Source organism: Micromonospora sp. NPDC005254 (assembly GCF_042872525.1).
Lineage (GTDB): Bacteria > Actinomycetota > Actinomycetes > Mycobacteriales > Micromonosporaceae > Micromonospora.
In genome coordinates this window covers 288,871-311,450 of the sequence record NZ_JBIAKM010000007.1, presented here as the reverse complement: position 1 = coordinate 311,450, position 22,580 = coordinate 288,871, and the positions used below count along the sequence as shown (strand labels likewise).

General features: G+C 74.3%; 19 protein-coding genes and 1 pseudogene. 8 read left to right on the top strand and 12 right to left on the bottom strand.

Annotated elements, in window-relative coordinates; all coding sequences use genetic code 11:
* Window positions 1-18: 18 nt before the first annotated feature.
* From ACFYPR_RS22790 to ACFYPR_RS22780, 3 genes are read right to left on the bottom strand one after another with little or no spacing between them, the layout of a single operon-like run.
* Complete coding sequence (locus ACFYPR_RS22790) at window positions 19-702, bottom strand: acetyl-CoA carboxylase biotin carboxyl carrier protein (protein ID WP_387262317.1); 684 nt, start codon at window positions 700-702, stop codon at window positions 19-21.
* Complete coding sequence (locus tag ACFYPR_RS22785; protein ID WP_363939723.1) at window positions 699-2,468, bottom strand: acetyl-CoA carboxylase carboxyltransferase subunit alpha; 1,770 nt, start codon at window positions 2,466-2,468, stop codon at window positions 699-701. The genes ACFYPR_RS22790 and ACFYPR_RS22785 overlap by 4 nt, the downstream gene beginning before the upstream one ends.
* Window positions 2,465-2,803, bottom strand: a complete 339-nt coding sequence (locus ACFYPR_RS22780) for a TcmI family type II polyketide cyclase (protein ID WP_354862797.1) — start codon at window positions 2,801-2,803, stop codon at window positions 2,465-2,467. Before ACFYPR_RS22780 ends, ACFYPR_RS22785 begins: the two co-directional genes overlap by 4 nt.
* Window positions 2,804-3,249: 446 nt before the next feature.
* Here ACFYPR_RS22780 and ACFYPR_RS22775 point away from each other — a divergent pair, with 446 nt between their 5' ends.
* From ACFYPR_RS22775 to ACFYPR_RS22755, 5 genes and pseudogenes are all read left to right on the top strand, one after another.
* Window positions 3,250-4,053: a BTAD domain-containing putative transcriptional regulator gene (locus tag ACFYPR_RS22775; protein ID WP_354862796.1), complete on the top strand. Its 804-nt coding sequence runs from the start codon at window positions 3,250-3,252 to the stop codon at window positions 4,051-4,053.
* Window positions 4,054-4,155: 102 nt separating this feature from the next.
* A complete protein-coding gene (locus tag ACFYPR_RS22770; RefSeq protein ID WP_354862794.1) occupies window positions 4,156-4,503 on the top strand; it encodes a TcmI family type II polyketide cyclase in 348 nt (115 codons plus the stop codon).
* A gap of 25 nt (window positions 4,504-4,528) precedes the next feature.
* A pseudogene (locus ACFYPR_RS22765) lies at window positions 4,529-5,169 on the top strand (FAD-dependent oxidoreductase); the annotation flags it as partial.
* 396 nt (window positions 5,170-5,565) lie between these two features.
* On the top strand, window positions 5,566-6,633 hold the full coding sequence (locus tag ACFYPR_RS22760) for a hypothetical protein (protein ID WP_387262314.1): 1,068 nt from the start codon (window positions 5,566-5,568) through the stop codon (window positions 6,631-6,633).
* 294 nt (window positions 6,634-6,927) lie between these two features.
* Window positions 6,928-8,133 (top strand): low temperature requirement protein A, encoded by a 1,206-nt coding sequence (locus ACFYPR_RS22755; protein WP_354862790.1) that lies wholly within the window; start codon window positions 6,928-6,930, stop codon window positions 8,131-8,133.
* Window positions 8,134-8,176: 43 nt separating this feature from the next.
* On the opposite strand, the gene ACFYPR_RS22750 is transcribed toward ACFYPR_RS22755, so the two are convergent.
* Entirely contained in the window at window positions 8,177-9,004 is an 828-nt protein-coding gene (locus tag ACFYPR_RS22750; protein WP_387262311.1) for a hypothetical protein, read from the bottom strand.
* A 252-nt stretch (window positions 9,005-9,256) separates the two neighbouring features.
* On the opposite strand from ACFYPR_RS22750, the gene ACFYPR_RS22745 reads away from it, so the two are divergent.
* Complete coding sequence (locus ACFYPR_RS22745) at window positions 9,257-9,463, top strand: hypothetical protein (protein WP_007460667.1); 207 nt, start codon at window positions 9,257-9,259, stop codon at window positions 9,461-9,463.
* A 336-nt stretch (window positions 9,464-9,799) separates the two neighbouring features.
* Here the strand turns inward: ACFYPR_RS22745 and ACFYPR_RS22740 are convergent, their stop codons facing one another.
* From ACFYPR_RS22740 to ACFYPR_RS22725, 4 genes are all read right to left on the bottom strand, one after another.
* Window positions 9,800-11,893 carry an amino acid transporter gene (locus ACFYPR_RS22740; RefSeq protein WP_355067759.1) on the bottom strand — a complete coding sequence of 698 codons (2,094 nt, stop codon included), beginning with the start codon at window positions 11,891-11,893 and terminating at the stop codon, window positions 9,800-9,802.
* A 100-nt stretch (window positions 11,894-11,993) separates the two neighbouring features.
* Window positions 11,994-12,383: a hypothetical protein gene (locus tag ACFYPR_RS22735; protein WP_354863324.1), complete on the bottom strand. Its 390-nt coding sequence runs from the start codon at window positions 12,381-12,383 to the stop codon at window positions 11,994-11,996.
* Window positions 12,384-12,872: 489 nt separating this feature from the next.
* A complete protein-coding gene (locus ACFYPR_RS22730) occupies window positions 12,873-13,643 on the bottom strand; it encodes a DUF5995 family protein (protein ID WP_354862756.1) in 771 nt (256 codons plus the stop codon).
* A 134-nt stretch (window positions 13,644-13,777) separates the two neighbouring features.
* On the bottom strand, window positions 13,778-16,675 hold the full coding sequence (locus ACFYPR_RS22725) for an AAA family ATPase (RefSeq protein WP_387262308.1): 2,898 nt from the start codon (window positions 16,673-16,675) through the stop codon (window positions 13,778-13,780).
* A 192-nt stretch (window positions 16,676-16,867) separates the two neighbouring features.
* Between ACFYPR_RS22725 and ACFYPR_RS22720 the strand changes: the two genes are divergently transcribed.
* Window positions 16,868-19,123, top strand: a complete 2,256-nt coding sequence (locus ACFYPR_RS22720; RefSeq protein ID WP_387262305.1) for an AAA family ATPase — start codon at window positions 16,868-16,870, stop codon at window positions 19,121-19,123.
* A gap of 4 nt (window positions 19,124-19,127) precedes the next feature.
* Here ACFYPR_RS22720 and ACFYPR_RS22715 read toward each other — a convergent pair whose 3' ends face one another.
* Together ACFYPR_RS22715 and ACFYPR_RS22710 are read right to left on the bottom strand one after the other, a co-directional pair.
* Window positions 19,128-19,673 carry a YciI family protein gene (locus tag ACFYPR_RS22715; RefSeq protein WP_355067752.1) on the bottom strand — a complete coding sequence of 182 codons (546 nt, stop codon included), beginning with the start codon at window positions 19,671-19,673 and terminating at the stop codon, window positions 19,128-19,130.
* A 58-nt stretch (window positions 19,674-19,731) separates the two neighbouring features.
* Window positions 19,732-20,550 (bottom strand): class I SAM-dependent methyltransferase, encoded by an 819-nt coding sequence (locus tag ACFYPR_RS22710; protein WP_354862750.1) that lies wholly within the window; start codon window positions 20,548-20,550, stop codon window positions 19,732-19,734.
* A gap of 12 nt (window positions 20,551-20,562) precedes the next feature.
* Here ACFYPR_RS22710 and ACFYPR_RS22705 point away from each other — a divergent pair, with 12 nt between their 5' ends.
* Entirely contained in the window at window positions 20,563-20,769 is a 207-nt protein-coding gene (locus ACFYPR_RS22705; RefSeq protein WP_363941868.1) for a hypothetical protein, read from the top strand.
* Between the two features lie 23 nt (window positions 20,770-20,792).
* Here ACFYPR_RS22705 and ACFYPR_RS22700 read toward each other — a convergent pair whose 3' ends face one another.
* Together ACFYPR_RS22700 and ACFYPR_RS22695 are read right to left on the bottom strand one after the other, a co-directional pair.
* On the bottom strand, window positions 20,793-21,359 hold the full coding sequence (locus tag ACFYPR_RS22700) for a dienelactone hydrolase family protein (protein WP_387179798.1): 567 nt from the start codon (window positions 21,357-21,359) through the stop codon (window positions 20,793-20,795).
* Window positions 21,360-21,414: 55 nt separating this feature from the next.
* The gene (locus tag ACFYPR_RS22695; protein WP_387262302.1) at window positions 21,415-22,521 is read right to left on the bottom strand and encodes a nucleotide disphospho-sugar-binding domain-containing protein; all 1,107 of its coding nucleotides are present in this window, start codon (window positions 22,519-22,521) and stop codon (window positions 21,415-21,417) included.
* Window positions 22,522-22,580 lie beyond the last annotated feature (59 nt).

The window sequence follows — 22,580 nt, the reverse complement described above, 5'->3', positions numbered from 1 at the left end:
GTTCACCCATCCCCGCCGTCAGGCCGGATCCAGCTCGACCAGTGGCTGGTCGTACTCCACCGGCTGGCCGTCCTCGACGAGGATCGCGGCCACCCGCCCGGCCCGGTCGGCGGTCACCTCGTTCATCAGCTTCATCGCCTCGACGATCGCGACCGGCTGCCCGGGGCTGACCAGGTCGCCCACCGCGACGAACGGCCTCGCGCCGGGCTCCGGCGCGCGGTAGAACGTGCCGACGATCGGCGCCCGGACCGCCGCGCGCCCGGGGACCGGCGGCCGGATCAGCGCGCCCGGCGGGCCGGGCACGCCCGCGCCCGCCGACGGTGTGGCGCCGGCCGGCGGCAGTGCCCCGGGTACGTCCGGCCGGGCAGCCGCCTCGGCCGGGTGCCACTGGACCTCCAGCACCGTCGTCCCGCTGCACAACCGGATCCGACGCACCGGACCGGGGAGTTCGGCAAGCAGGTGTTGCGCCTGTCGACGCAGCCCGACCAGCACCTCCTCGCCGTCCGCGTCGGTCCTCGGGTGCCCGTCCGCCGGCTGACGTCCGTCCGGGCGGACACCGTCGCGGGCGTCGGCCGGCTCGGGGCCGCTCTGCGCCGCGCTCGGGCTCTCGGCGTCGGCGCGGCCCTCGGCGTCGGTTCGGCCGTCCACGTCGGGTCGGCCGTTCGGACCGTCCACGGTGGAGACCGTGGGCGCGGCGGTCATCGGGCACCCGCCCGGGCACCGGCGCGAGGGGCGCCGAACCGGCGGAACCGCTGCCGCCGCAGGCGGACCAGCATGGCGGGCGGCACGTCCAGCAGCGGCAGCAGGTTCGCCAGCAGCGCGGCGCGCAGCCGTCGGGCGGTCTCCGCGGGGTCGTCGTGGGCGGCCGTCGCCGGTTCGGGGACGATCTCGTCGACGACGCCGAGGCGACACAGGTCGGGTGCGGTCAGCCGGAGCGCGCGGGCGGCCTGCGGCGCGGCGGAGCGGTCCGGCCAGAGGATGGCGGCGCAGCCCTCCGGGCTGATCACCGAATAGACGGCGTGTTGGAGCATCAGCACCCGGTCGGCGACGGCGAGGGCCAGCGCGCCACCGCTGCCGCCCTCACCGGTGATCACCGCGAGGACGGGGGTGGGCAGCACGGTGAGGGTGAGGATGTTCTCCGCGATGGCTGCCGCCTGGCCCTGCTCCTCGGCGCTGATTCCCGGGTCGGCGCCGGGGGTGTCGACGAGAGTGACCACCGGCAGGCCGAGGCGGGCGGCGAGACGCATCAGTCGCAGCGCCTTGCGGTGCCCGGCGGGGCTGGCCATCCCGAAGTTGCGGGCGACCAGGTCGGCGGTGGTGTGCCCCTTCTGGTGGCCGATGACCATGACGTGCCGGCCGGCCAGCCGGGCGACACCGCCGACGATGGCGGGGCAGTCCCCGCCGAGCCGGTCGCCGTGCAGCTCGACGAACCCGTCGAAGACCGAGTCGAGATAGTCCAGGGTGGTGGGTCGACCCGGGTGACGGGCCGTGCGCACGGTGTCCCACGCGTCGCGTACCGCAGGTGTCGGGCCGTCGTCGGCCGGCCGCTCCCCGACCGGGCGGTGGCCGTCGGCCTCCGCCGGCGGGACCGTCGGGGCCGCGCCGGCCAGGCGCTCGTGGTGTCGCGCCGGCTCCTGACGGGGTACGGGCGCACGCGCCGGACGGCCGGCGCGGGCCGCGGCCAGCAACGCCGCCAGTCGACCCCGCAGCGACCGGCGTTGCACCACCATGTCCACCTGACCGTGGCGCAGCAGAAAGTCGGCGGTCTGGAAGCCCTCCGGCAGCGCCCGGCCGGTGACCTGGCGGATCACCCGTGGTCCGGCGAAACCCATCCGGGCGCCACTCTCGGCGAGCACCAGGTCGGTGTTGGTGGCGAACGACGCCGCCACCCCTCCGTAGGTCGGGTCGGTGAGCACGCTGACGGTGAGCAGACCCGCCTCGCGCAGCGCGGCGATGGCCTGGCTGACCGTGGCCATCTGCATCAGCGACAGGGCGCCCTCCTGCATCCGTGCCCCACCGGACGCGGTGACCAGGATGAGCGGCACGCGGTCGTCCAGCGCCCGCTCGGCGGTTCGGGTGATGAGCTCACCCACCGCGCAGCCGAGGCTGCCGCCGAGGAAGCGGAAGTCCATCACGGCCAGAGCGGTCGGCTGTCCGCCGATGGTGGCGGTCCCGCAGAGGACCGCCTCGGCCAGGCCCGTGCTGGCCCGCGCGGCGCTGAGCCGGTGCGGGTACGGCAGCACGTCGACGAAGTCGAGCGGGTCCGCCTCGGGCAGCCGGTCGGGCAGGAGGCGCAGGGACCCCGGGTCCACGAGCTGCCGCAGGCGTTCCGGGGCGCCGAGCCGGGTGTGCTCACCGCACTCCGGGCAGACGTCCAGGTTGCGTCGCAGCCGCTTGCGGTAGAGCAGACTCGCACAGCCGGCGCAGCGGGACCAGAGTTGCTCCGCGTGCCCGGCGGGGGCGGTCACGAACGCCCCCCGGCGTCCGGGGCGTCGAACCGGTAGAAGCAGTGCGCCATCGCGTCGCGCGGCGAGCGCCAGGTCGGCAGGTACGGCGAGACGTACGGCCGCAGGCGGTCGCTGACCCGGACGAACTCGGGGTGACCACGGGCGGCCTCCACCGCCTCCTGCGCCGGATGCTCGGTGTCGAGCAGGTGCACGTAGAGGTCGTGCAGTCGGTACAGCGAGCGGTGCCGGACGCCGACCAGGCGCGGCAGCTCGGTCGCGTCCGACTCGGCGAAGATGTCGGCGACCTGTTCCTCGGCGGTCGGTACGACCTTCGCGACGATCAGCGATCGGTCCATGGCTGGGCCTCCCCCCAACGGCGTCCGGGCCGGCCGGTGAACCTCCGGACGTGCTGGACGACTGCCGCCACGATGCGGCAGTCGTCGTCACGGCGGCGTCACCGCGGCGGACCGACCGGCAGCGCTGCACGGTGACGCTGCGTTGACGCAACCTGTGTATGAGCTATGCGTCCCATGTGTGCGGCCCCGACCCGAGAGATCGATGTTCTAGCAGTTCAGAACGGATCTCACGGTTGAGCACGGCTGAGGGAAGGCCAACATCGGCGTTGACTCACCGTGACCACTATTGATAATCTTCACGGTGGTCAACCCGGCGGCTCCGGCGGGCGATGCCGCGCCTTCACAGCCGTGGTCGCATTCCGTCGACGGGGTCGACGGCGGCGAGGTGGCAGCCGATCCGGGACACAGCAGACAGTCGGGACGAGCGTTCCGCAGGGGGTGCCGCCGTGGCCGCTGAGCCGTCCGTGCCGACCGCCGCAGGTCCCGACGAGGCCGACCTCGCACTGCACCTGCTCGGCGGTTTCCGGCTCCTGCGCGCCACCGCGCACATCGTGGTGCCGCGCGGTCTGCAACGGGTGATCGCGCTGATCGGGCTGCGTCCCGGCGCGACCCGCAGCCAGCTGGCCGGGCTGCTCTGGCCCGACGTGTCGGAGGACCGGGCGCTGTCGTCGCTGCGTACCGCGCTGTGGCGGCTGCGGCAGGATCCGTGCTGCCCGATGGTCGTGGCCGGCGACACGGTCCGACTGGCACCGGCGGTACGGGTCGACGTGGACGACCTCGTGCAGACGGCCGCGCGCGTCCGCAACGGTGACGACCCGCGGACCACCGCCGGGGCGCTCGCCGCCGGCCGGCACGACCTGCTGCCCGGCTGGTACGACGACTGGGTGCTGCTGGACCGGGAACGGCTGCGACAACTGCGCCTGCACATGCTGGAGCAGGTGGCCGCGCAGCACCTCGCGGCGGGGCGGCACGGCGAGGCGCTGGATGCCGCGTTGGAGGCGATGGCCGCCGAGCCGCTGCGCGAGACGCCACACCGGCTGGTGGTGCGCATCCATCTCGCCGAGGGCAACGCCTTCGAGGCCGTGCACGCCTTCTACGTCTACCGTGACCTGTTGCGCCGGGAGCTACGCCTGGAGCCCAGCCCGGCGATGAGCGCCCTGCTCGACGACACGCTCGCCCCGATCCGGGCGGCCACCCGCCCGGCGGCCGTCGGCCGGGAGCCCGCCGCCCGGCCGTCATCGGCCGGGTGACGCACGTGACGGTGACGTGACACACCCTGCGGCACGGTGGGCGCAACGAGCACGTGACCACCGGCCCACGGGCCGGGATCGGCCACCGGCGGAAGGGTTCCTATGAGTCGTCTACTGATCGTCAACCGGATCATCCCGGGCGCGGAGGAGCGGGTCGCCCAGATCTTCGCCGAGTCCGACGCCACCGAACTGCCCGGTCTGACCGGCGTCACGCACCGGTCCCTGTACTGCCTGCACGACGTGTTCGTGCACCTCATCGAGACCTCGGACGTCGACCCGGGCGCCCTCGCCGCCGCCCGCAACCACCCGCTCTTCCAGCAGGTCAACGAGCGACTCGCCGCCCACACCTCGCCGTACCTGTCGACCTGGCGCTCCCCCCAGGACGCCATCGCCGACTGCTTCTACCGCTGGGACGCGGCCGACGTGGCGGCGCCCCACCCGGCCGGCTGACAGGTCCAGCGCCCCGCCGCACGTCCTGATCATCGGCGCCGGCACCGGCGGGCTGCGCCTCGCGCACGGGCTGCGTCGCGCCGGGATCAGCGTCGCCGTCTACGAACGGCACCACCACAGCGCCGAAGGGCTGCTCGGTTACCGGGTGGGCATCGGCCCCACCGGCAGCCGGGCGCTGCGCGAGTGCCTGCCGCCGAAGCTGTCGCCACGTTCCTGGCCACCTGCGCCCGGCCGCCGAGCTACTTCAACGTCGTCACCCAACGGCTGCGCCAGACCGCCTCGTGCGAGTTGCGGCCGGCCGTCGACCCGGTGCGCACCGAACACTCGGTGGCCCGGATGGTGCTGCGCCAGGTGTTGCTGACCGACCTGGGCGACGTGGTGCGTTTCGACAAGACCTTCGTCCGGTACGAGCAGCACGACGACGGCACGGTCACCGCGTACTTCGCCGACGGGACCAGCGCCATCGGCGACCTGCTGGTGGCGGCGGATGGCACACACTCGGCGGTACGCCACCAGTACCTGCCACACGCGGTCACCCGCGACGCCGGCACCATCAACATCCACACCCGCATTCCGCTGACCGCGCAGACCCGCGACCTCGTACCCGAGCGGGTCCGCAAGGGCATCTCGCTGATCTTCGGCGTGGTGGGCCGACTCGCGTTGCTCGCCGCGGGCGGCTACTTCGGAGTGACCAGTCGGGTGCCCCCGCTGCGGCGCCGCTTCGTCGACGACTTCCACACCTACGAGGGCGACGAGGACTGAGCGCGGCACCACCGACCCGGGCACGGCGACACGGCGCCGACCCGGGTCGCTGCGTGTGCGGCGGTCACCCCGGGGCCCGGCCCTGGTCGTCGCGCGGAACGCCGTCGAACGGCGCACGGGGCCCGCCGGTTCCGTCCTGCCGTGGCTGCGACGCTGCGTCACCCGTCAGGCACCACCCGAGGTGACCGTCCCGACCATCGTGCCGACGACCGGTCCTCTCTGTCATCGGCAAAGCACGTGTGCAAAGCTGCGGCGAGTTTTTCTCGTGACTTTTTCGATGAAATGAGAGGGAGGTTCGCCGTGGAGTGGTCTATCGGACACTCGCTGATAGTGGTACTGGCGTTGTTGCTGGGCCTGGCCGCCGGATGGTTGCTGCGCGGCCGGCAGGACACGCGGGCCAGCGGGCAGGGTCAGTCGATCGTGGACGGTGACCCCGTCGCCGGCCTGGCCGTGATCGACGCTCCGGTGCCGCCGGCCGCCACCGACGAGGCCTCCCCGGCGGCGGCCGTGGACGCCCCCCCGGCCGCGGTCACCGAGCAGCCGACCCCGGCGGACACGGTCAGCGCACCGGCTGCGGTGACCACGCGGGACGACTCCGCCCCGGACGCCGTCGACACGGGCGACATCGCCCTCACCGACGCCCCGCCGCCCGTCCCCGCCACCGAGCGGACCGACGCGGTCGACGAACCGCCCGCGGTCGCGGCGGAACCGGAGCCGGTCGCGGTCGACGAGCAGCCCGCCCCGGCGACGGTGATCGCCCCGCGGCAGCCGATGGACGACAGCATCGACACCCTGCCGTCCGAGGCGTCCCACGCCGAGGCAACCCCGGCGGAGGTCGCGCAGGCGGAGACCAACCCGGCCGAGACCACCGAGGCCGAGGCCATCCCGGCGCAGACCAGCCCGGCGGAGACCACCGAGGCCAAGGTCACGCAGGCCGAGACCACGGACGCCGAGACCAGCCCGGCCGAGACCACGGACGCCGAGGTCACCCCGGCCGAGGCGACGCCGGCGGTTGCGGCGGGCGCGACCTCGGCGGACGTCGAGGACGCCGAGCCGGTGCGGGCCGCCCCGCCGGTCCGGATGGCCGAGACCACGCCGACGCAGGCGGACACCGAACCGACGGGCCCGGCGGACGACTTCCGCCGGATCCAGGGGGTCGGGCCGAAGATGGCGGCCGCGTTGCAGGCGGCCGGCGTACGCACCTACCGCCAGCTCGGCGAGCTGGACGAGCCGGCGCTGCGCGACCTGATCCGGACCGCCGGTCTACGTGCGGCACCCGCGTTGGCCACCTGGCCCCAGCAGGCGCGGGTGCTGGCCGGTGCCGGTGACCAGGCGACCGCGGTGTTGCCGGGTGGCAGCCAGGGCTGAGAGCCGACAGCGAACCCCCGGGCGCCCGTCTTCCCGACGGTCGGCCCGGGGGTTCCGTCGTTGTGGCGGAGCAGTCGGGGGCCGAGAGCCAGGGCCGTGATCGACCCGATGTCCCGAAAACCGGGCCATTCCACCCGCCCGGACACCCCGGCCTCAGGAGAGCCGAGTCGATCAACCGCCTCCCCGGTCGGGGGACGACCAGACGAATCCGGAGTGGCGCGTCCGACCGCTGGCTAGCGTCGGTCGAGGTGGGCCGGATGGCTCGCCGCGTCCACCGGCACCGCAGGAGCAATCGTGCACCTCTCCGCGCCGGAGCCCGGGCACCGCAAGAGCCGACCGCCGGTGCGCGACCCGGATGCCCCCCGCCGGGTGACGCTGCTCGAACTCTTCTTCGACCTGGTGTACGTGGTCGCGCTCGCCCTCATCTCGCGGGGCATGGTCAACCAGCTCGACTGGCATCGGGCCGGTCAGTCGTTGATCCTGCTGGCCGCCGTCTGGTGGACGTGGGCGATCACCACCCTCGTCACCGACCTGTACGACCCGGACCGCACCGAGATCAAGCTCCTGATCAGCGCCGTGATGTTCGGCGCCCTGTTGATGACCACCGCGATCCCGGAGGCGTTCGGCGCACGGGGAATCGTCTTCGCCGCCACGTACGTGGCCATCCACCTCGGGCGCGGGCTGTTCCTGGTGCCGGCCGTGCGCCGGGAACCGCAGACCCAGCGCAGGGCCGTGCGCATCTTCGTCTGGTTCGCCGTGTCGGCGATCCCCTGGATCATCGGCGGCTTCGTCAGCGGCGACGCCCGGCTGGCGTGCTGGGCCATCGCGCTCGCCATCGACTACGGCGGCTTCCGGCTCGCGTACCCGGTGCCCGGGTTGGGGGTGGTGCCGGAGCCGCAGCGCAACGTCACGGCCGAGCACCTCTCCGAGCGGTACCAGCAGTTCTTCATCATCGCCCTCGGCGACGCCATCCTGACGATCGGCACCATGTTCAACCTGGCCCACTCCGCGGCGCAGAACATCGCGTCGTTCGCCGTGGCGTTCGCGACCACCCTGCTGCTCTGGCGGATCTACGTCCACAAGTCCGGCCAGCTGCTGCCGACGGCGATCAAGATGTCCGGGGCGCCGGGCAAGTTCCTGTTCACCGCGCCGTACACCCACCTGCTGATGATCTCCGGAGTGGTGGTCACGGCCTCCGGGTTCGACCTGGTGCTGCACGACGACCCCGGCCGTACGCCGCCGGCCTGGGTGGCGGTGATCCTCGGCGGCCCGGCGCTGTTCCTGGTCGGCCGGTCCTCATTCGAGTACGAGGTGTTCAGCCGGGTGTCGCCGTCGAGGGCCGGCGGCCTCCTGGCGCTGCTGACGATCGCGCCGGCGGCGATGTACCTGCCGCCGCTGTGCGCCTCCCTCGGCGCCCTGCTGGTGTTGGCCGGCGTCGCGTACGCCGACTATCGCCGCAGTCGCGGCAAACCGCCGGAGTCCCCCGCCCCGCCGCACTGACTCCCCGCACCGGCCAGCACCGGCAGGCCGATCCGGTGGTGGCTCACACCAGCAATTCCGCGTACCCCCGGACCTGCAACCGTCGCCCGGCGGTGTTGCCGAGGCGCACCTGAAGGCCCAGCGGAGCGGCGGCCCGGCGTACGTCGTCCAGGTGCAGCGAACCGTGCCGGTCCACGGTCAGTACCGGCGGCTCCTCCAGCTCGCACTCCGGCGCGTGGAAGGAGAGCAGGCTCACCGAGGTGGTGAGGTAGCCGGGGTAGGCGGCGCGGGCGGCCGCCTCGTCCGGGTGGGCGAGCACCACCAGGTCGTCGAGGTGGGCGAAGTCGGCGGCGAGCGCGCCGGCCTTCCAGTGCGCCGGCTCCTCGACCACCCCGGTGTGGTGTCGGGACCGGTTCGCCGACGTGATGTAGAGGTGATCGGTGCCGGTCTCGGCGAGCGCCCGCTCGAAGAACGTGTTGGACGGGCAGGTCAGACCGGGAGCGATGACCTGGGTGGTACGCAGGCCGTGGTCGAGCTGGGTGAGGTGTTCGGGCAGCCGGTCGGCGGCGGGGCCCCGGAAGCCGAACGGCCCGGCGCCGTAGAGGGCGTCCATCAGCGCCCGCACCCGGCCGATCGGCAACCGGGGCGAGATCCGGGACCAGTCGAACATTCCCGGGATCCGTCCGATGGCGGTGGTGATGCTGCCGACCTGGTGGACCGGGCGGCCCTTGGCCAGGTTGACCCGGCGGACGGTGGTCGCGTCCGGCCGGGTGACGATCGCGTAGAAGTTGGCGAACGCCACCGCGACGACCGCGCCGCCGGCGAGCGCGCGGGCCGCGACCGCGACGTCCTCGGGGCGGTCGATGGACAGAAATGGGGTCGGCGCGTTCATGGGTCCTCCTCGGCGGGGCCGTGAGGCAGTTCTACGTCCGGTCGCCCGTACCGCGGCCGGGTCGGTCGGCGATCCGATAGCCGACCGTCGGGACGCGATGCGGGCGGCCGATGCCGACGCGGTACCGACGGCGGACGGCATCGGCCGGACGGAGGATCCGGCGTAGGGGCCGGACGCCCACCGTTAGCCGCGCGACCCGATTGGGTACAACGCCTGCACCTCAGATCCACCACATTCCTTCAGGAGGCAGCGATGCGCGGCACCTCGATACTCGGAGTCATCGTCGTGATCTGGCTGGTGATCGGCGCCATCGCCGGCGGCCAGCGGGGCTACTACAGCGGCGACGACACCAACTGCGCCGAGGCCGGCACGATCCTGGTCACGATCGTGGCCGGACCGCTCAACTACATCGGGGCCAACCCCAAGGTCGACTGCAAGCTGCCCGAGCCGTCCAAGTAGGACGAACACGGTCCACCGGCCCGCGCCCGTCCAGGGCGCGGGCCGTTTGCCGCCCGGGGTTGAGGGGCACGGTGCCCGCCCCGGGGCGGGCACCGTCACACCGCGCAGCGCGGACGGGCACCGTCACACCGCGCAGCGCGGACGGGCACCGTCACACCGCGCAGCGCGTCCTAGGAGGCTGGTTCGGACGCGTGGGCGGGAACGTCTTCGCCGCCGACCTCGCCGGCCGGCTGCGCGCCCTCCACCAAGGGTCACCTCAAGGCCGCAATACGGACAGGAAGGTGTGAACGTGAACAGTGCTGCCATTCATCTTCAACGGCACCAGACGGTGCGCGCTCACCCGCCGACGTGGATGCCGGGCCGACGCAGCGGGTCGGGCTCGATACGGCGAATGATCTCCCGTACCACCGGCGGGGTGTCCCCCTGGCCGAGGATCAGGTAGCGCAGCAGATGCGCGATCGGGCTGCCCTCCGACCACTCGAAGTGCGCGTGCGGGCGTACCCCGGTGGCGTCGCGCAGCGCCAGCAGGATCGCGGCGATCGCGTTCGGCGCGGCCGGGCTGCTGGCCCGCAGCACCCGGAAGCCGGCCACCTCGACGCCGTGCACCCGCAGCACCTGGCTGAACCCCGACGGATCCACCACGTCGATCTCCAGGAACAGCACGTCGGCGGCCCCGGGCACCGGGTTGATGCTCCGCTGCGCCCGCTCCTTGATCGTGTACTCCTTCGCCGAGCCGCTCTGCCGCTTGTTGGCGATGAGGTGCAACTGCCCGTCATGAGCCAGCGAATCGGCGACGAACCGGCGGGCCGGCTCGTCGAACTCGATCCGCTCGGCGCGCAGCTCCGTCGTCCGGGTGACGCGGGAGATCAGCGACACCACGATGATGCCCAGGATGAACAGCGCCGAGATGGTGATCCCGTCCGGTTGCTCGACGACGTTCTCCAACAGCGCGTACAGCAGCACCAGGGTCAGCACCGTGAACCCGATGCCGGCGGCGCGCTGGCGGTGCCGGACCGCGGAGATGGTCACCGCCACCGCGCCGGAGACCATCATCGCCAGGATGCCGGTGGCGTACGCCCCGGCCTGGGCGTTGACGTCGGCCCGGAAGGCGATCGTGATGGCGACGCTGACCACGGTGTAGACGATCACCACCGGACGTACCGCGCGTGCCCATTCCGGGGCCATGCCGTACGAGGGCAGGTAGCGGGGCACGATGTTGATCAGGCCGGCCATGGCCGAAGCGCCGGCGAACCAGAGGATGAGCACGCTGCTCACGTCGTAGACGGTGCCGAAACCCTCGCCGAGATAGGTGTGCGCCAGGAAGGCCAGCGCCCGACCGTTCGCGGGGCCGCCCGGGCGGAACTCGGCGGCGGGAATGAGCGCGGTGGTCACGAAGGTCGTCGAGATCAGGTACACCGACATGATCAGCGCGGCGGTGGTGAGCAGCCGGCGGGTGTTGCGGATCCGGGCGGCCAGCCGGGCCGCCGGGTCCGGGCCGTCGGCCGACACCAGCGGCATCATGCTGACGCCGGTCTCGAAGCCGGACAGCCCCAGCACCAGCAGCGGGAACGCCAGCACGGCCGTGATCAGGACGTGGCCCGCCCCGCCGCCCGCGGTCAGCGCGGTGGTCCAGTCCGACACGATGGCGGGGTCCTCGACGATCCGGGTCACCGCGACCACCACGATCACCGCGTTGAGGACGAGGAAGACCGCCACCAGCGGGATGGCCACCACGACGGCCTCGCGGAAGCCGAGCAGGAACACGCCGCCGAGGACGAGCAGCAGCGCCATGGTGACCAGCACCGGCACCGCCGGGCCGTGCAGGGCGTCCGGCAGGTACGGGTTCTCCAGCAGGTGCACGGTGGCGTCGGCCGAGGACAGGGTGATCGTGATGATCCACGAGGTGGCCACGAACCCGAGCAGCACGAGCACGAAGATCTTGCCCCGCCAGAACGGCAGCAGCCGTTCCAGCATCGCGACCGAGCCCTGCCCGTGCGGGCTCTCCTGGGCCACCCGGCGGTACATGGGCAGCATGCCGAACAGGGTCAGCGCGACGATCAGCATGGTCGCCAGCGGGGACAGCGCACCAGCGGCCACCGCCGCGATGCCCGGCAGGTAGGACAGGGTGGAGAAGTAGTCCACGCCGGTCAGGCACATCACCTGCCACCAGGGGTGCCGGCGGCTCTGCCCCTCTTCGGCCTCCGGGCCGGGCGGCTGCACCTGGTGCTGGAAGAGCCACCGGCGCAGCGGGCTGGCCGGCGGCGCCGACCGGGCCGGGCTGTCGACCCGCTCGGGCACCACGACACCCCGCCGGCCGCCGGAGTGCGGGCGGGCCGGGTCGCGGGCGGCGCGCAGGGCCGGGTCCGGTCCCGTCGGCGTATGGCGTCGTCCGTTCCAGCGTCGCGGTCTCGCCCGGTGCTCGTCAGCCATCGCCCGTCCCACCCTCGCAGGTCCTGATCCGACGGTAGGTGGTGCCCGGCGGTCCGACCGGCGGAACCGGGTATGCGGATGGCCTGCTCAGGGCAGGTCCTCATCCGGCGAGCAGCCGAGCGAGGGCCGGCGGGTCGGCAACGGTGACCGTGGCCGCCGGATGCCGGGGCCAGCCGCCGGGCGCCAGAGCCGGCACCGGTACGCCGAAGCGCAGGCAGACCCCGCCCGCCGTGCTGCTGCCGAAGCTCACGCCGCCGTCGACCAACGACAGGTGCGGGCCGATCACCCGCCACCAGCGGTACGGGCCGCCCACCTCGGCGCCGAGCACGTTGTCCCGGCCGGTGCGCAGCCGCCACGGCCCGTACCGGATCAGGAGGTCCTGGTCGGTGACGGCGACCCAGGCCGTCGCCGGTCGGACGCCCAGCAGCGCCAACGGTGGACGGAACGCCGAGTCGAAACGGAACGGAAACCGGGCCAAAGCGGCGGTCATCGCGCGCCGGGACGGGCGGCGGGTCGTGGTACCGGGCCGCCCGGCCGGAGCGGACCGGGCCGCGCGGGGCGGGGTCGGGCGGCGGGCCGGCGCCGGGCCAGGACGGTCATGGCGCGGGCGTACCCCGTACGAGCCGACCGACACCCCCGGCCGGCGCCCCGTTGACGACCGAGCACACCGCGGCCGGTCCGGCCCCCACCACCGTGCGGTGGCCCGTACCCCCGCGTGGCCGCTGGGCCGGCCGGCGGCCCGTCCCGTCACCGCCGACCGGCGCAGCGAGCCCGGCCCGCACCCGCTCCCCCGCCGCCGGCCGGCACCCCCCGGGCCGGCCGACGACGGCAGACGGTCGACACCCCCCGAGCCGACCGGCTGACTCCCCGCCGCCGCCGGTGAACACCGGTCGACCCGCGGGTGGTGGAGCTGGTGGGGCGGACGCGCCCCCGCGCTCCGCCGCCCCCACGGGCGGAGCGCGGGGACCCCCCGTCCCGGCTACTGCAGGAACGCCCCGAGGGGCGAGAGCAGCAACCGGCCGAGCGCCGCGGCGTTGTCGTCCAACCGCGTGCGCTCACACTCGCGGGCGTCCGGATCGTGCCGGCACCGCCAAATCTTCTGCGCGTTGCGCCAGGCGACATCGCGGGTGTACTCGACCAGTTCCCCCTGGTACCAGTCGTCGATGTCGCCGTTGAGCATGTCGATGAGCAGCTGCCACCGCTCCAGATAGCCTCGGCGCAGGCCGGGGATCTTGTCCGCGAAGATGTTGTTGATCTCCAGGTAGTCGTGGTGCTGGTCGGTGCCGTCGACCGGCTCCGACTCCAGGTGGTCGAACGTCGTCACCAACGCGAACGGCAGATCGAAGTTGATGTGCGCGTTCACACCTGCCGCCGCCGACGGCAACGGGCGAGCGTCCGGCCCGCGCATCCGCGAGAACAGACACGACCACGCCTTCGGCGTGCCGGGGCTGGAGTCGGTCCACAGCCGCAGGGCGTCGAAGTAGCGGGCCGCGAACTCGACATCCAGCCGGGAGAGGAACACCGGGTCGACGAAACGGTCGTCGTACAGACCGTCCAGCACGCTGCTGGTGATCGTCAGGTAGAGCTTGTTGAAGTCGGCGAGCGGGCAGCTCGCCTCCAGCGGCGGCAGCCGCACCAGCATGTCCTGGAGCTTGGTGAGGTGATCGACCACCGCTGGCACGTCCGCCGGATGGTCGGCCAGCAGGTCGACGATGTCCCGGTGCACGGGCCCCCAGACGGGTTCGGTCATCTCTCCTCCATTGTGGTCGTGACGCCCCCGTGACGCCGTCGACGGGGCTCAGCCTCTCAGCCGAGGGCCGCCGCCGGGATCAGTAGAACGACGTATCCCGGCGCGCACACGCGCCGGGATACGTACCGGTGCCGTCAGCCGCGGGAGTTGCGCAGCATGATCGCGCTGGCCTGGACGCGGGTGCGGACCTGGAGTTTGTCGAAGATGTGCGACACGTGCACACCGATGGTCCGCTCGCTGATGAACAGCCGCTGCCCGATCTCCTTGTTGGTCAACCCCTCGGCGACGAGCGCGAGCACCTCCCGCTCGCGCGCGGTGAGGGCAGCCAACTCGTCGCCGACCGGCTCGGCCGACGCGGCGGCGCGCGCGCCGTCGGCGTCGCGCTCCTGCAGCGACACCCGGGCCCGCCCCGCCAACTCCCGGATCTCCGAGGTCAACGGCACCGCGCCCAACCCCTGCGCCACTCCGTACGCCTCCCGCAGGAGCTTGCCCGCGGTGGCCACCCGACTGCGCCGGGCCAGCAGAGCCTCCGCCTGCCGCAGGCGGGAGTACGCCGCCGGATAGGGGTGGTTACGCCGGTCCCACTCGGCGACCGAGGTGGCCCACAGCTCCGGGTCGCTGCCGTTGAGGCGGCTCACCTCGGCGGCGCACAGGGCCAGGAAGCCCTCCACCACAGAGCGCACCGGTCGGGCCGCTCCGGCGCTCTTGCGGGCCATCCGGTCGGCGACGTCCCGCAGCCGGCGTACGGCCGTCGGGTCCACGTCCACGGTGCGGCTGGAGTGCGCCTCCGCCTCGGCGCGCAGCCCGTGCCAGACCAGGGCGGACAGGATCATCACGTCGTCGGAGCGGCTCTCGGTGAGGCCGCGCTGGACCGCCAGCCGCGCCACGTCGTGCCGACCCTCCCACATCGCCAACCCGGACCGCAGGGTGAGCAGCGGGATGACGTGGCGCGCCCCACCGCCGGCGAGCAGGGTCGCCACCGCGTCGAGGTCCCGACCGGCGGCCTCGATGTCGCCGTAGCCCACCGAGAGCCGGCATCGGGCGAGCAGCAACTCGACGGCGTCCGCGCCGGACGGTCGGTGCCGCAGGGCCACGGCGACCACCTTCTCCGCCTCGGCCCACTGGCCCACCCGGAACAGCCCGTTGATGGCGATGGCCAGCAGTCGGGTGCCCCAGGTGCGGCCCAGCCCCAGCTCGGCCACCCGCTCGGCGCCCCGCCGTGCCACCACCACGCCCTCTTCGAGGATGTTCAGCGGCCCGGTCAGCAGCTCCGCCAGGTGCAGGTAGGCGCAGGCCACGTCCTCGGGCTGGCCGGCGCGCTCGGCGGTGTCGAGGGCGTCGCGCATGACCGCCAGACCGGCGTCCGGGTCTTCCAGAAAGGCGTCGCTGAAGCCCAGCGCCGAGCTGGCCAGCACGACCTCGGTGGCGGAACCCTCCGCGTTCTCGGCCAGCGCCAGCGCCTCCCGCGCCCGCTCGCCGGCGTCGGCGTAGCGGCCCAGGTGCAGCAACAGCTCGGCCAGCCGCGCGGCGGCGGCGGCCCGGTCTCGCGGCGAGCAGTCCGCCGCCTCCAGCGCCCGCTCGTACTCCTCCTCGGCGAGCGCCGAGCGCCCCGCGGCGGCCAGGTACCGGGCCCGGCGGATGTGCAGCGCGCAGCTCGGCCCACCGCCTCGCAGCGCGGCCAACTCCTCCAGCAGGGCCAACGCGCGGGCGTGCTCCCCACAGTGGTGGGCCGCCTCGGCGGCGTTGCCGAGCAGCTCGATCCGGTCCACCTCCAGCGAGCCGGAGTCGCCGGCCAGGTGCAACGCCGCCGTCCAGTGGCGGTGCGCCTCGGCGTAACCGTGCAGCCGCTCGGCCTCCTGCGCGGCGGCCACCGCCGCCGGCAACGCCCGCGCCGGCTCGCCGGCCAGCCGCCAGTGATGCGCCAGCCGGGCCTGGTGCAGCTCGCCCGGCGCCGCGGTCAGCGCCTCGGCGTAGCGGCGGTGCAGCCCGGAGCGTTCGGCCGGCAGCAGCTCGTGCGCCAGCACCTCGGCGACGAGGCGGTGCCGCAGCCGGTAGCCGTCGTCGGCGCCGACCAGCAGCCGGTGCGCGACCGCGGCGCGTGCGGCGTCGATCAGCTCGTCCTCGGGCAGCCGCAACACCTCGGCCAGCAGCCAGTGCTGCACGGGCTCGACGCCCGCCGCCACCGCGTGCACCACGGCGTGCGCGTGCTGCGGCAGCGCGTCGACCCGGTCGAGGAAGATCTCGCGCAGCGTCTCGGACAGCCCGTCCCGCCCGTCGCGCAGGTCGCGGGCCAACTCCTCGATGACGAACGGGTTGCCGCCGCTGCGCTGCCACACCTGCTCGGCCGCGTCGGGCGGAAGCGCCCGGCCGACCACCGCGGCGGCGAGCTGCTCGGTGCCGGCGCGGTCCAGCGGGGACAGGTCGAGCACCCGGACCGTCCGCAGCCGGCGCAGCTCGGTGAGCACCCGGCGCAGCGGGTGCGCGCCCTGCAACGATTCGGCCCGCACCGCGGCCAGCACCGAGAGCTGGAGGTCACCGAGACCGGCCAGCAGATAGAGCAGGAGCTGGCGGGTGCTGCGGTCGACCCACTGGAGGTCGTCCAGGATCAGCACCAGCGGTCGCCCCTCGGCGATCAGGTGCAGGCCCCTGGAGACGCGTTCCAGCAGGGCGCCCGCGCCGTCCGGGCCGCCCGTCTCGTCGGCGAACATCTGCAACAGCCCGCGCACCGCCGAGGAGGTGCGCGCCTGCGCCGCGGACAGGTCCCCGTCGAAACGCCGCAGCGCCTGCAGCAACGGGTGCAGCGGCGAGGCGTCGCCGATGTCCAGGCAACTGCCGGTCAGCACCAATGCGCCCTGGTCGCGCAATCGGGCACCGATCTCACCGAGGAGGCGGGTCTTGCCCACACCGCTCTCACCGGTGAGGAAGACGGCGGCCGTCTGCCCCTGTGCCACGTCACCAAGCAGCGCCGACCGAACCGTCTGCACCAGCTCGGCCCGGCCCACGAGCGGTGCGGTGTCCACATCGCTGGCCATGGGACGCAGCCTAATCACACGCCCCCGTACCGTTCTACGGCCATCTGCCGCTTGTGGTACTCCTCGCGTCGACATTGCGACTAAAGGTTGCGGGTGGCCGACATACGTCGTTCTGCCGATCCCCCGTCAGCCCAGGAATGCCAATCTCCGAGGGTCGTCAGCCATCAGCGGGGGAAGGACCGGTGCGCACCCATGATCACTATCGTCGCCGACACGCAGCGGACCGACCGCCCACACTGGCCGGTGGCCGAGGAGAGACGGACGGTCACCGTGCTGTTCGCCGACATCGTCGGCTCCACCGCACTGGTCGACCGGCTCGACCCGGAGGACGTCCGGGCGCTGCAACGGGCGTACTTCGACACGGTCGCCTCCGTGCTGCGCCGCTGGCACGGCGTGGTCGAGAAGTACGTCGGCGACGCGGTGATGGCGCTGTTCGGGGCGCGACACTCCGACGGCTTCGACGCGTACCGGGCGGTGCGGGCGGGGCTGGAGATCCAGGCCGCGCTGGATCGCCGGCCGATCCTCGGCGACATCACCCTGCGGGTGCGCGTCGGGGTCGCCACCGGCGAGGCGGTGGTCGACCTGGGCGACGCGGTCAGCGGCGGCCACGGCGTGGCCAGCGGCGCGGTGATCACCACCGCGGCCCGCCTGCAGGAGTACGCCGCACCCGGCGCCGTCGCGCTGTGCGCCGCCACGGCGCGGGCCACCGCCGGTCTCATCGTGCAGCGTCAACTGGCGCCGGTGCCGGTCGCCGGCCGGGTACCGCCGATGCCGGTGTGGCATGCCGCCGGCCTGGCGCGACCGGGCGCCGACCGACACGACGGCCCGCTGATCGGGCGACGTCGCGAACTGGCAAGCATCACCGACCAGGTGACCCGGGCGCTGCACGAGCGCGAACCGCGCTGGGTGTCCCTGGTCGGCCCGAGCGGCAGCGGCCGCAGCCGACTGCTGCACGAGCTGGCCCGGGCGCTGCGCACGGTGGACGGGATGCCGGTGCGCTGGTGCGTGGTGGGCTGCCCGCCGTACCCCGACCAGGTGCTCGCGCCGGTCGCCGAGCTGGTCCGCGGCGTCGCCGGCATCCGCCACGGCGACGGCCCGGCGGCGGTCCGCGACCGCCTGACCGACGCTCTGACACCGCTGTACCCGCCGGACCGGGTCGCGGCGGCGGTGGTGGCGCTGCAATCGCTGCTGACCACCCCGGACGGTTCGGCCGAGGCGCTGGCCGCCGCGGCGGTCTGCCGGGACGTGCTGCTGCGCCTGGCCGCCCACCGACCGCTGGTCGTCGCCGTGGACGACGTGGACCGTGCCGCGCCCGTCGTGAGCCACTTCCTGCACGCGCTGTTCACCGCGGCGGCGGCACGCGGGCTGCCGCTGGCGGTGCTCACCGTGCATCAGCCGCAGTGGGCCGACACCCGACCCGGCCCGGCCCGCCGCGTGCCGATCCGTCCCCTGGCCACGGTGCAGTCCGGGCGGCTGCTGCGCCACCTGCTCACCCGGGCGGGGCAACCGGTGACCCTGGCCGACCGGCTGCTGCCACTGGTGGCGGGCCGTCCCGGCCACGCGGCGGCGTACGTGCGGTCAATCGTGGACGGCGCCGACCGGGTGACGCTCCCGCTGCCCGACGCGGTCCGCCGGGCCGTCGGCGCGGAGCTGGACCACCTCGACGGTGAACGACGGGCGGTGCTGATGGCCGCTGCCACCACCGGCGGTCCGGTCTCCGGCACTGCCGTCGACCGGGCCCTCGGTTGGGCGCCTGGCCAATCCGCATCGGCCCTACGCGGGCTGGTCGCGGCCGGGCTGCTGCTCCCCCGGCGCGCCGACGGGTACGTGTTCGCCGCGCCCGCGCTGCGCCAGGTCGCCGCCGAGCGGTTGCCCCGCGCGTTGCGGGCCGTCTTCGGCCGCCGTGCCGCCGAAGCACCGCGCCTCGACACCGTCCGCCCGGACGCCCTCGACCCCACCTCGGTCCGTCGCGCCGCGGACCGTTCCGCCGCAGATCACCCTGTCGCGGACCGCCCAGCCGACGTGGCGCGTCTCGACGCCGTTCGCTCCCGGGCTGGCCGCCTCGGCGCCGTCTTCGCGGTGGTGGCCCCGACGGTCTCATCGCGCCGCACCGAACCGCCGCGCCGACGTCTCCCGACGGCGACGATGGCCACCGCACCGGCCGCGCCGAGTCGCGGGGCCAACCGCCCGGCGGGTGCCCGCCGCCTGCGCGCCGTCGCGTCCGCCAGTGACGTGCCTCCGACCCGAGCGTCCGCGGCGCCGTCCAACACGGGCGGGCACTGGCTTGCGGACGTGGCCCGGGCCCCGGCGACGATCCGTGCGGTGCCTACCGTGCCGGGGCCACCCGAACGCGGCGGACCCGCCGGCGTCGGCCCACCGGCCAGGGTCGTGCGCGCCGCACCTCGCCCCCCGTTGATCCACTGGCCGAACGGCCTGGCCGCCGCCTGAGGGGTCAGACCGGTCGCCCGCCGAACTGCCAGTGGTGCACCTCGACGTCGGCGTACCGCTCCACGGTCAGGATGGCGCGCGCCGCGTCCGGGGTCGGCGCCCGAACCAGCGCGGCGGTGCCGAGCCAGGTGTCGCCGTCGTCGGACAGCAGCGGCCCGTACGCGATCAGCTCGTCCCGGTCGGGCGGCACGGCCAGGTCAACGGCCGGCCCCGCGCCGAGGCCGAGCACCAGATACCGGTTGCCGCCGGTCCGACCGCCGGGAAAGTCCCACATCGTGCGGCCCAGCGTGTTGCGCCACCGGCGCAGCAGCACATCCCGGTACACGCCGGCCTGGTAGTTCGGCTCGTCGAAGGCGAACGCCCGCGCGGCGCCCGGGTCGGGCACGTCGACGATGTGCACGCTGCCGGTGGCCGTGTCGCCGGACAGGGTAGGGCCACGCGCAATCATCTCCGCCGCGAACCGGTCCATGTAGGTCCAGTGCTCGGCCAGCAACTCGTCGCGCAACGTCGCCGAGTCGGGCCGGTCGCGGTGGTAACACAGGAACTCCATGCCGCCCATTCTCGACGCCGTGCCCCACCCCCGGCGGGGCGGGCACAGCCGAGTCGTCCTACGGCACGGACGCCGAGGCCAACAGCGCGGCGGTGGGCAGCGCGAGCAGGCCGTCCGGGTCGCGGTAGGCGGCGGTCAGCTCGTCGTACGCGGCACGAATGCGGGCGATCACCGCCGGCGGCTGGGTCTCCATCAGCAGGCCGGGCCCGCTGATGCCGTTCGCCGGGCCGCTCCACCACGCCTCGGGGTCGGTGCGGTGCGCCCAGGTGATCGTCTCGCACCGCACGTCGGCGAGGCCGGGGGCGTCGAGCAACCCGGCGAACCCCTCGGGGGTACGGGGAAAGTCCCGCTCCGCGTCCACCCTCGGCATCGAGGTCGGGCGGTCGACCCCGGCAGCGTCGAAGACCTCGCCCCAGAGGCTCTGCGCCTCGGGCGGCGGGTGGGGCCAGATCGTCGCCGCGATCCGTCCGCCCGGCCGGACGACCCGTCGGAGTTCGGTGATCGCGGCCGCCGGGTCGCCCACGTGATTGATCACGAAGTTCGCCACGGCCGCGTCGAACTGCCCGGAGTCGAACGGGAGATGGGGCAGAGCCGCGAGGCTAACCTCGTCGGCGGACGGGAGCCGGCTGCGGGCCAGGTCGACCATGCTGGGCTCCGCGTCGACGGCCACCACACTGGCGCCGCGCGCGCACGCCAATCCGGCGACGGTCCCGGAACCGGTGCCGACGTCGAGCATTCGGGTTCCGGCATCGACGTGGGCGGCGTCCAACAGTGCCGGGGCGGGATGGGCGCACAGCAGCGCGAAACTGCCGTCGTACGCCGCCGCCCGCCCGGCCCAGCGCGACCGCTCGTGGTCGTCGAAGGCTGTGGTCGTCATTCCCGCACCCCCGTGAGGATCATGATTGCCGCCACGATAGCGCCCCGTCGAGGGTCCGACGGCCCCCGCCAACGCGCCGTGCTCGCGCTGCTGCTGGCGGCCCGGGGCGAGGTCGTCTCCGTCGGCCGGATGATCGAGGAGCTGGGGCGGGGTGACGCGCCACCGCGGGCGATCGTCTCTCTCTCCACTCCCCCGCGCATCGGCGCCACCACCCGCTGAACGTCGGGTGGCCCGGCCGGCGCTCAGTCGGCGGTGAGGAAGGCCAGCACCCGGGGCCAGACCTGCGCGGCGGCGTCCGGGGCGTACTCGGCGAGGTCCGGGTCGGTGAACAGGTGTCCGGCGCCGGGATAGCGGAACACGGTCAGGTCGGCGCCGGCGTCGGTCATCGCCTGCTGCCACTCGTCGACCTCGTCCGGCGCGTCGTACGGGTCCGGGTCGGCGACGTGCAGCTGCACCGGCAACCCGGGCCGCGCCGTGTCCGGCGCGCCGCCGGTGCCGTGCAGCAGGAGCAGGCCGGCGGCGTCGGGGCGCTCGGCGAGCAGCGCCCCGGCGACGCCGGCGCCCATCGAGAAACCGGCGAGGACCGTCTGCGGCGGCAGGTCGCGCAGCGCCGCGCGGGCCCGGTCGAGCACCACCTCGTGGCCGATCTTGTCGAGCAGCGCGAAGCCCTCCTCGACGGTGTCGGCGGCCGGGACGCCGTACAAATCGGGGGCGGTGACCTGGTGCCCGGCGGCGCGCAACCGGTCGGCGGCGGCACGAACGGCCGGCCGCAGCCCGTACACGGAGTGGAACAGCACGACGTGTCGCATCAGGCCATCCTGCCGCAGCCGGGCGTGGGCGCGGCTGTGGCACGCGGGGCGGGGATCAGACCAGCGCCGTCAGCCGGGCCACCAGGGCCGTCGGCGGTGGCATCGCGGCGATCTCCTGGCTGACCTGCCCGGCGGCCGTCCGCAGGCTCTCGTCGGTGAGCAGTTGGGTCAGTGTCTGCGCGGTGATGTCGGCCGGCCGCAGCGCGAGGCCGGCGCCCCGGCGGGCCACCAGCTCGGCGTTGTGCCGCCGGTCCCCCGGGCCCACCGTGGCCAGTTGCGGCAGGCCGGCGGCGAGGGCGCCGTAAACGCTGCCCGCCCCGCCGTGGTGCACCAGCGCCGCGCTCGCCGGTAACGCCTCGTCGAGCGGGATCCAGTCCACCACCCGGACGTTGCCGGGCAGCGAACGGGCCGAGCGCTCGTCGGGCCGGACCAGCACGATCTCGGCGTCCACCTGGGCCGCGGCGGCCACCACGGCGGGCATCGGGCCCCGGTCGCCGGGGCCGGTCAGGGTGCTGCGGGTGACCAGGATCCGCTGTCGCTCGCCCGGCTCGCGCAGCCAGGCCGGCAGCTCACCACCGCCCACGTAGGACGTGTAGCGCATCGGCCAGCCGGCCTGGGCGGCCACGCTGGGCGGGGCCACGGCGAGGGTGGCGGCGGGTGGCGGCAGCTCCACGAGGCCGTGCCGGCGCAGCGCGGCCCCGAGCCGGGCGGTGGTCGCGCCGACCAGGTCCCGGCCGTCGAAGAGGCTGTTCTCCTGGCGTACGGCCGGCACGTCGAGCAGCGCCGCCGCCACCGCGCCGGCGACCGCGAACGGCTCGTACACCACCAGATCCGGTCGCCACCCGGTGGCCAGCGTGACGACCGGGTCGGTGAGCTGGTCGTTGAGAGCGCCGAAGAGCAGCCCGGCGCCCCGGGTGCCGGCGGTGCCGGCCAGTTCGGCGCGCGCGATCAGCGGATGGCGGGGAAGGACCCGCAGCGCGATCCGGCCGAAGTCGAAGCCGGGCGCGACGTCGTGCACGGCCAGACCTGCGCCGGCGGCGGCCATCGCCCCACCGCCGGTGGCCACCAGCACGTCGTGGCCGGCGTCGCGCAGCGCGACGGCCAGCGGCACCAGGGGAAAGACGTGCCCGACGAGCGGGGCGGAGACCACCAGCACGCGCATCTCGCGGATCCTATGTCGACACCGCCGGGCGCGGTGCCCCGTTGACCCCGCGCCGCCGC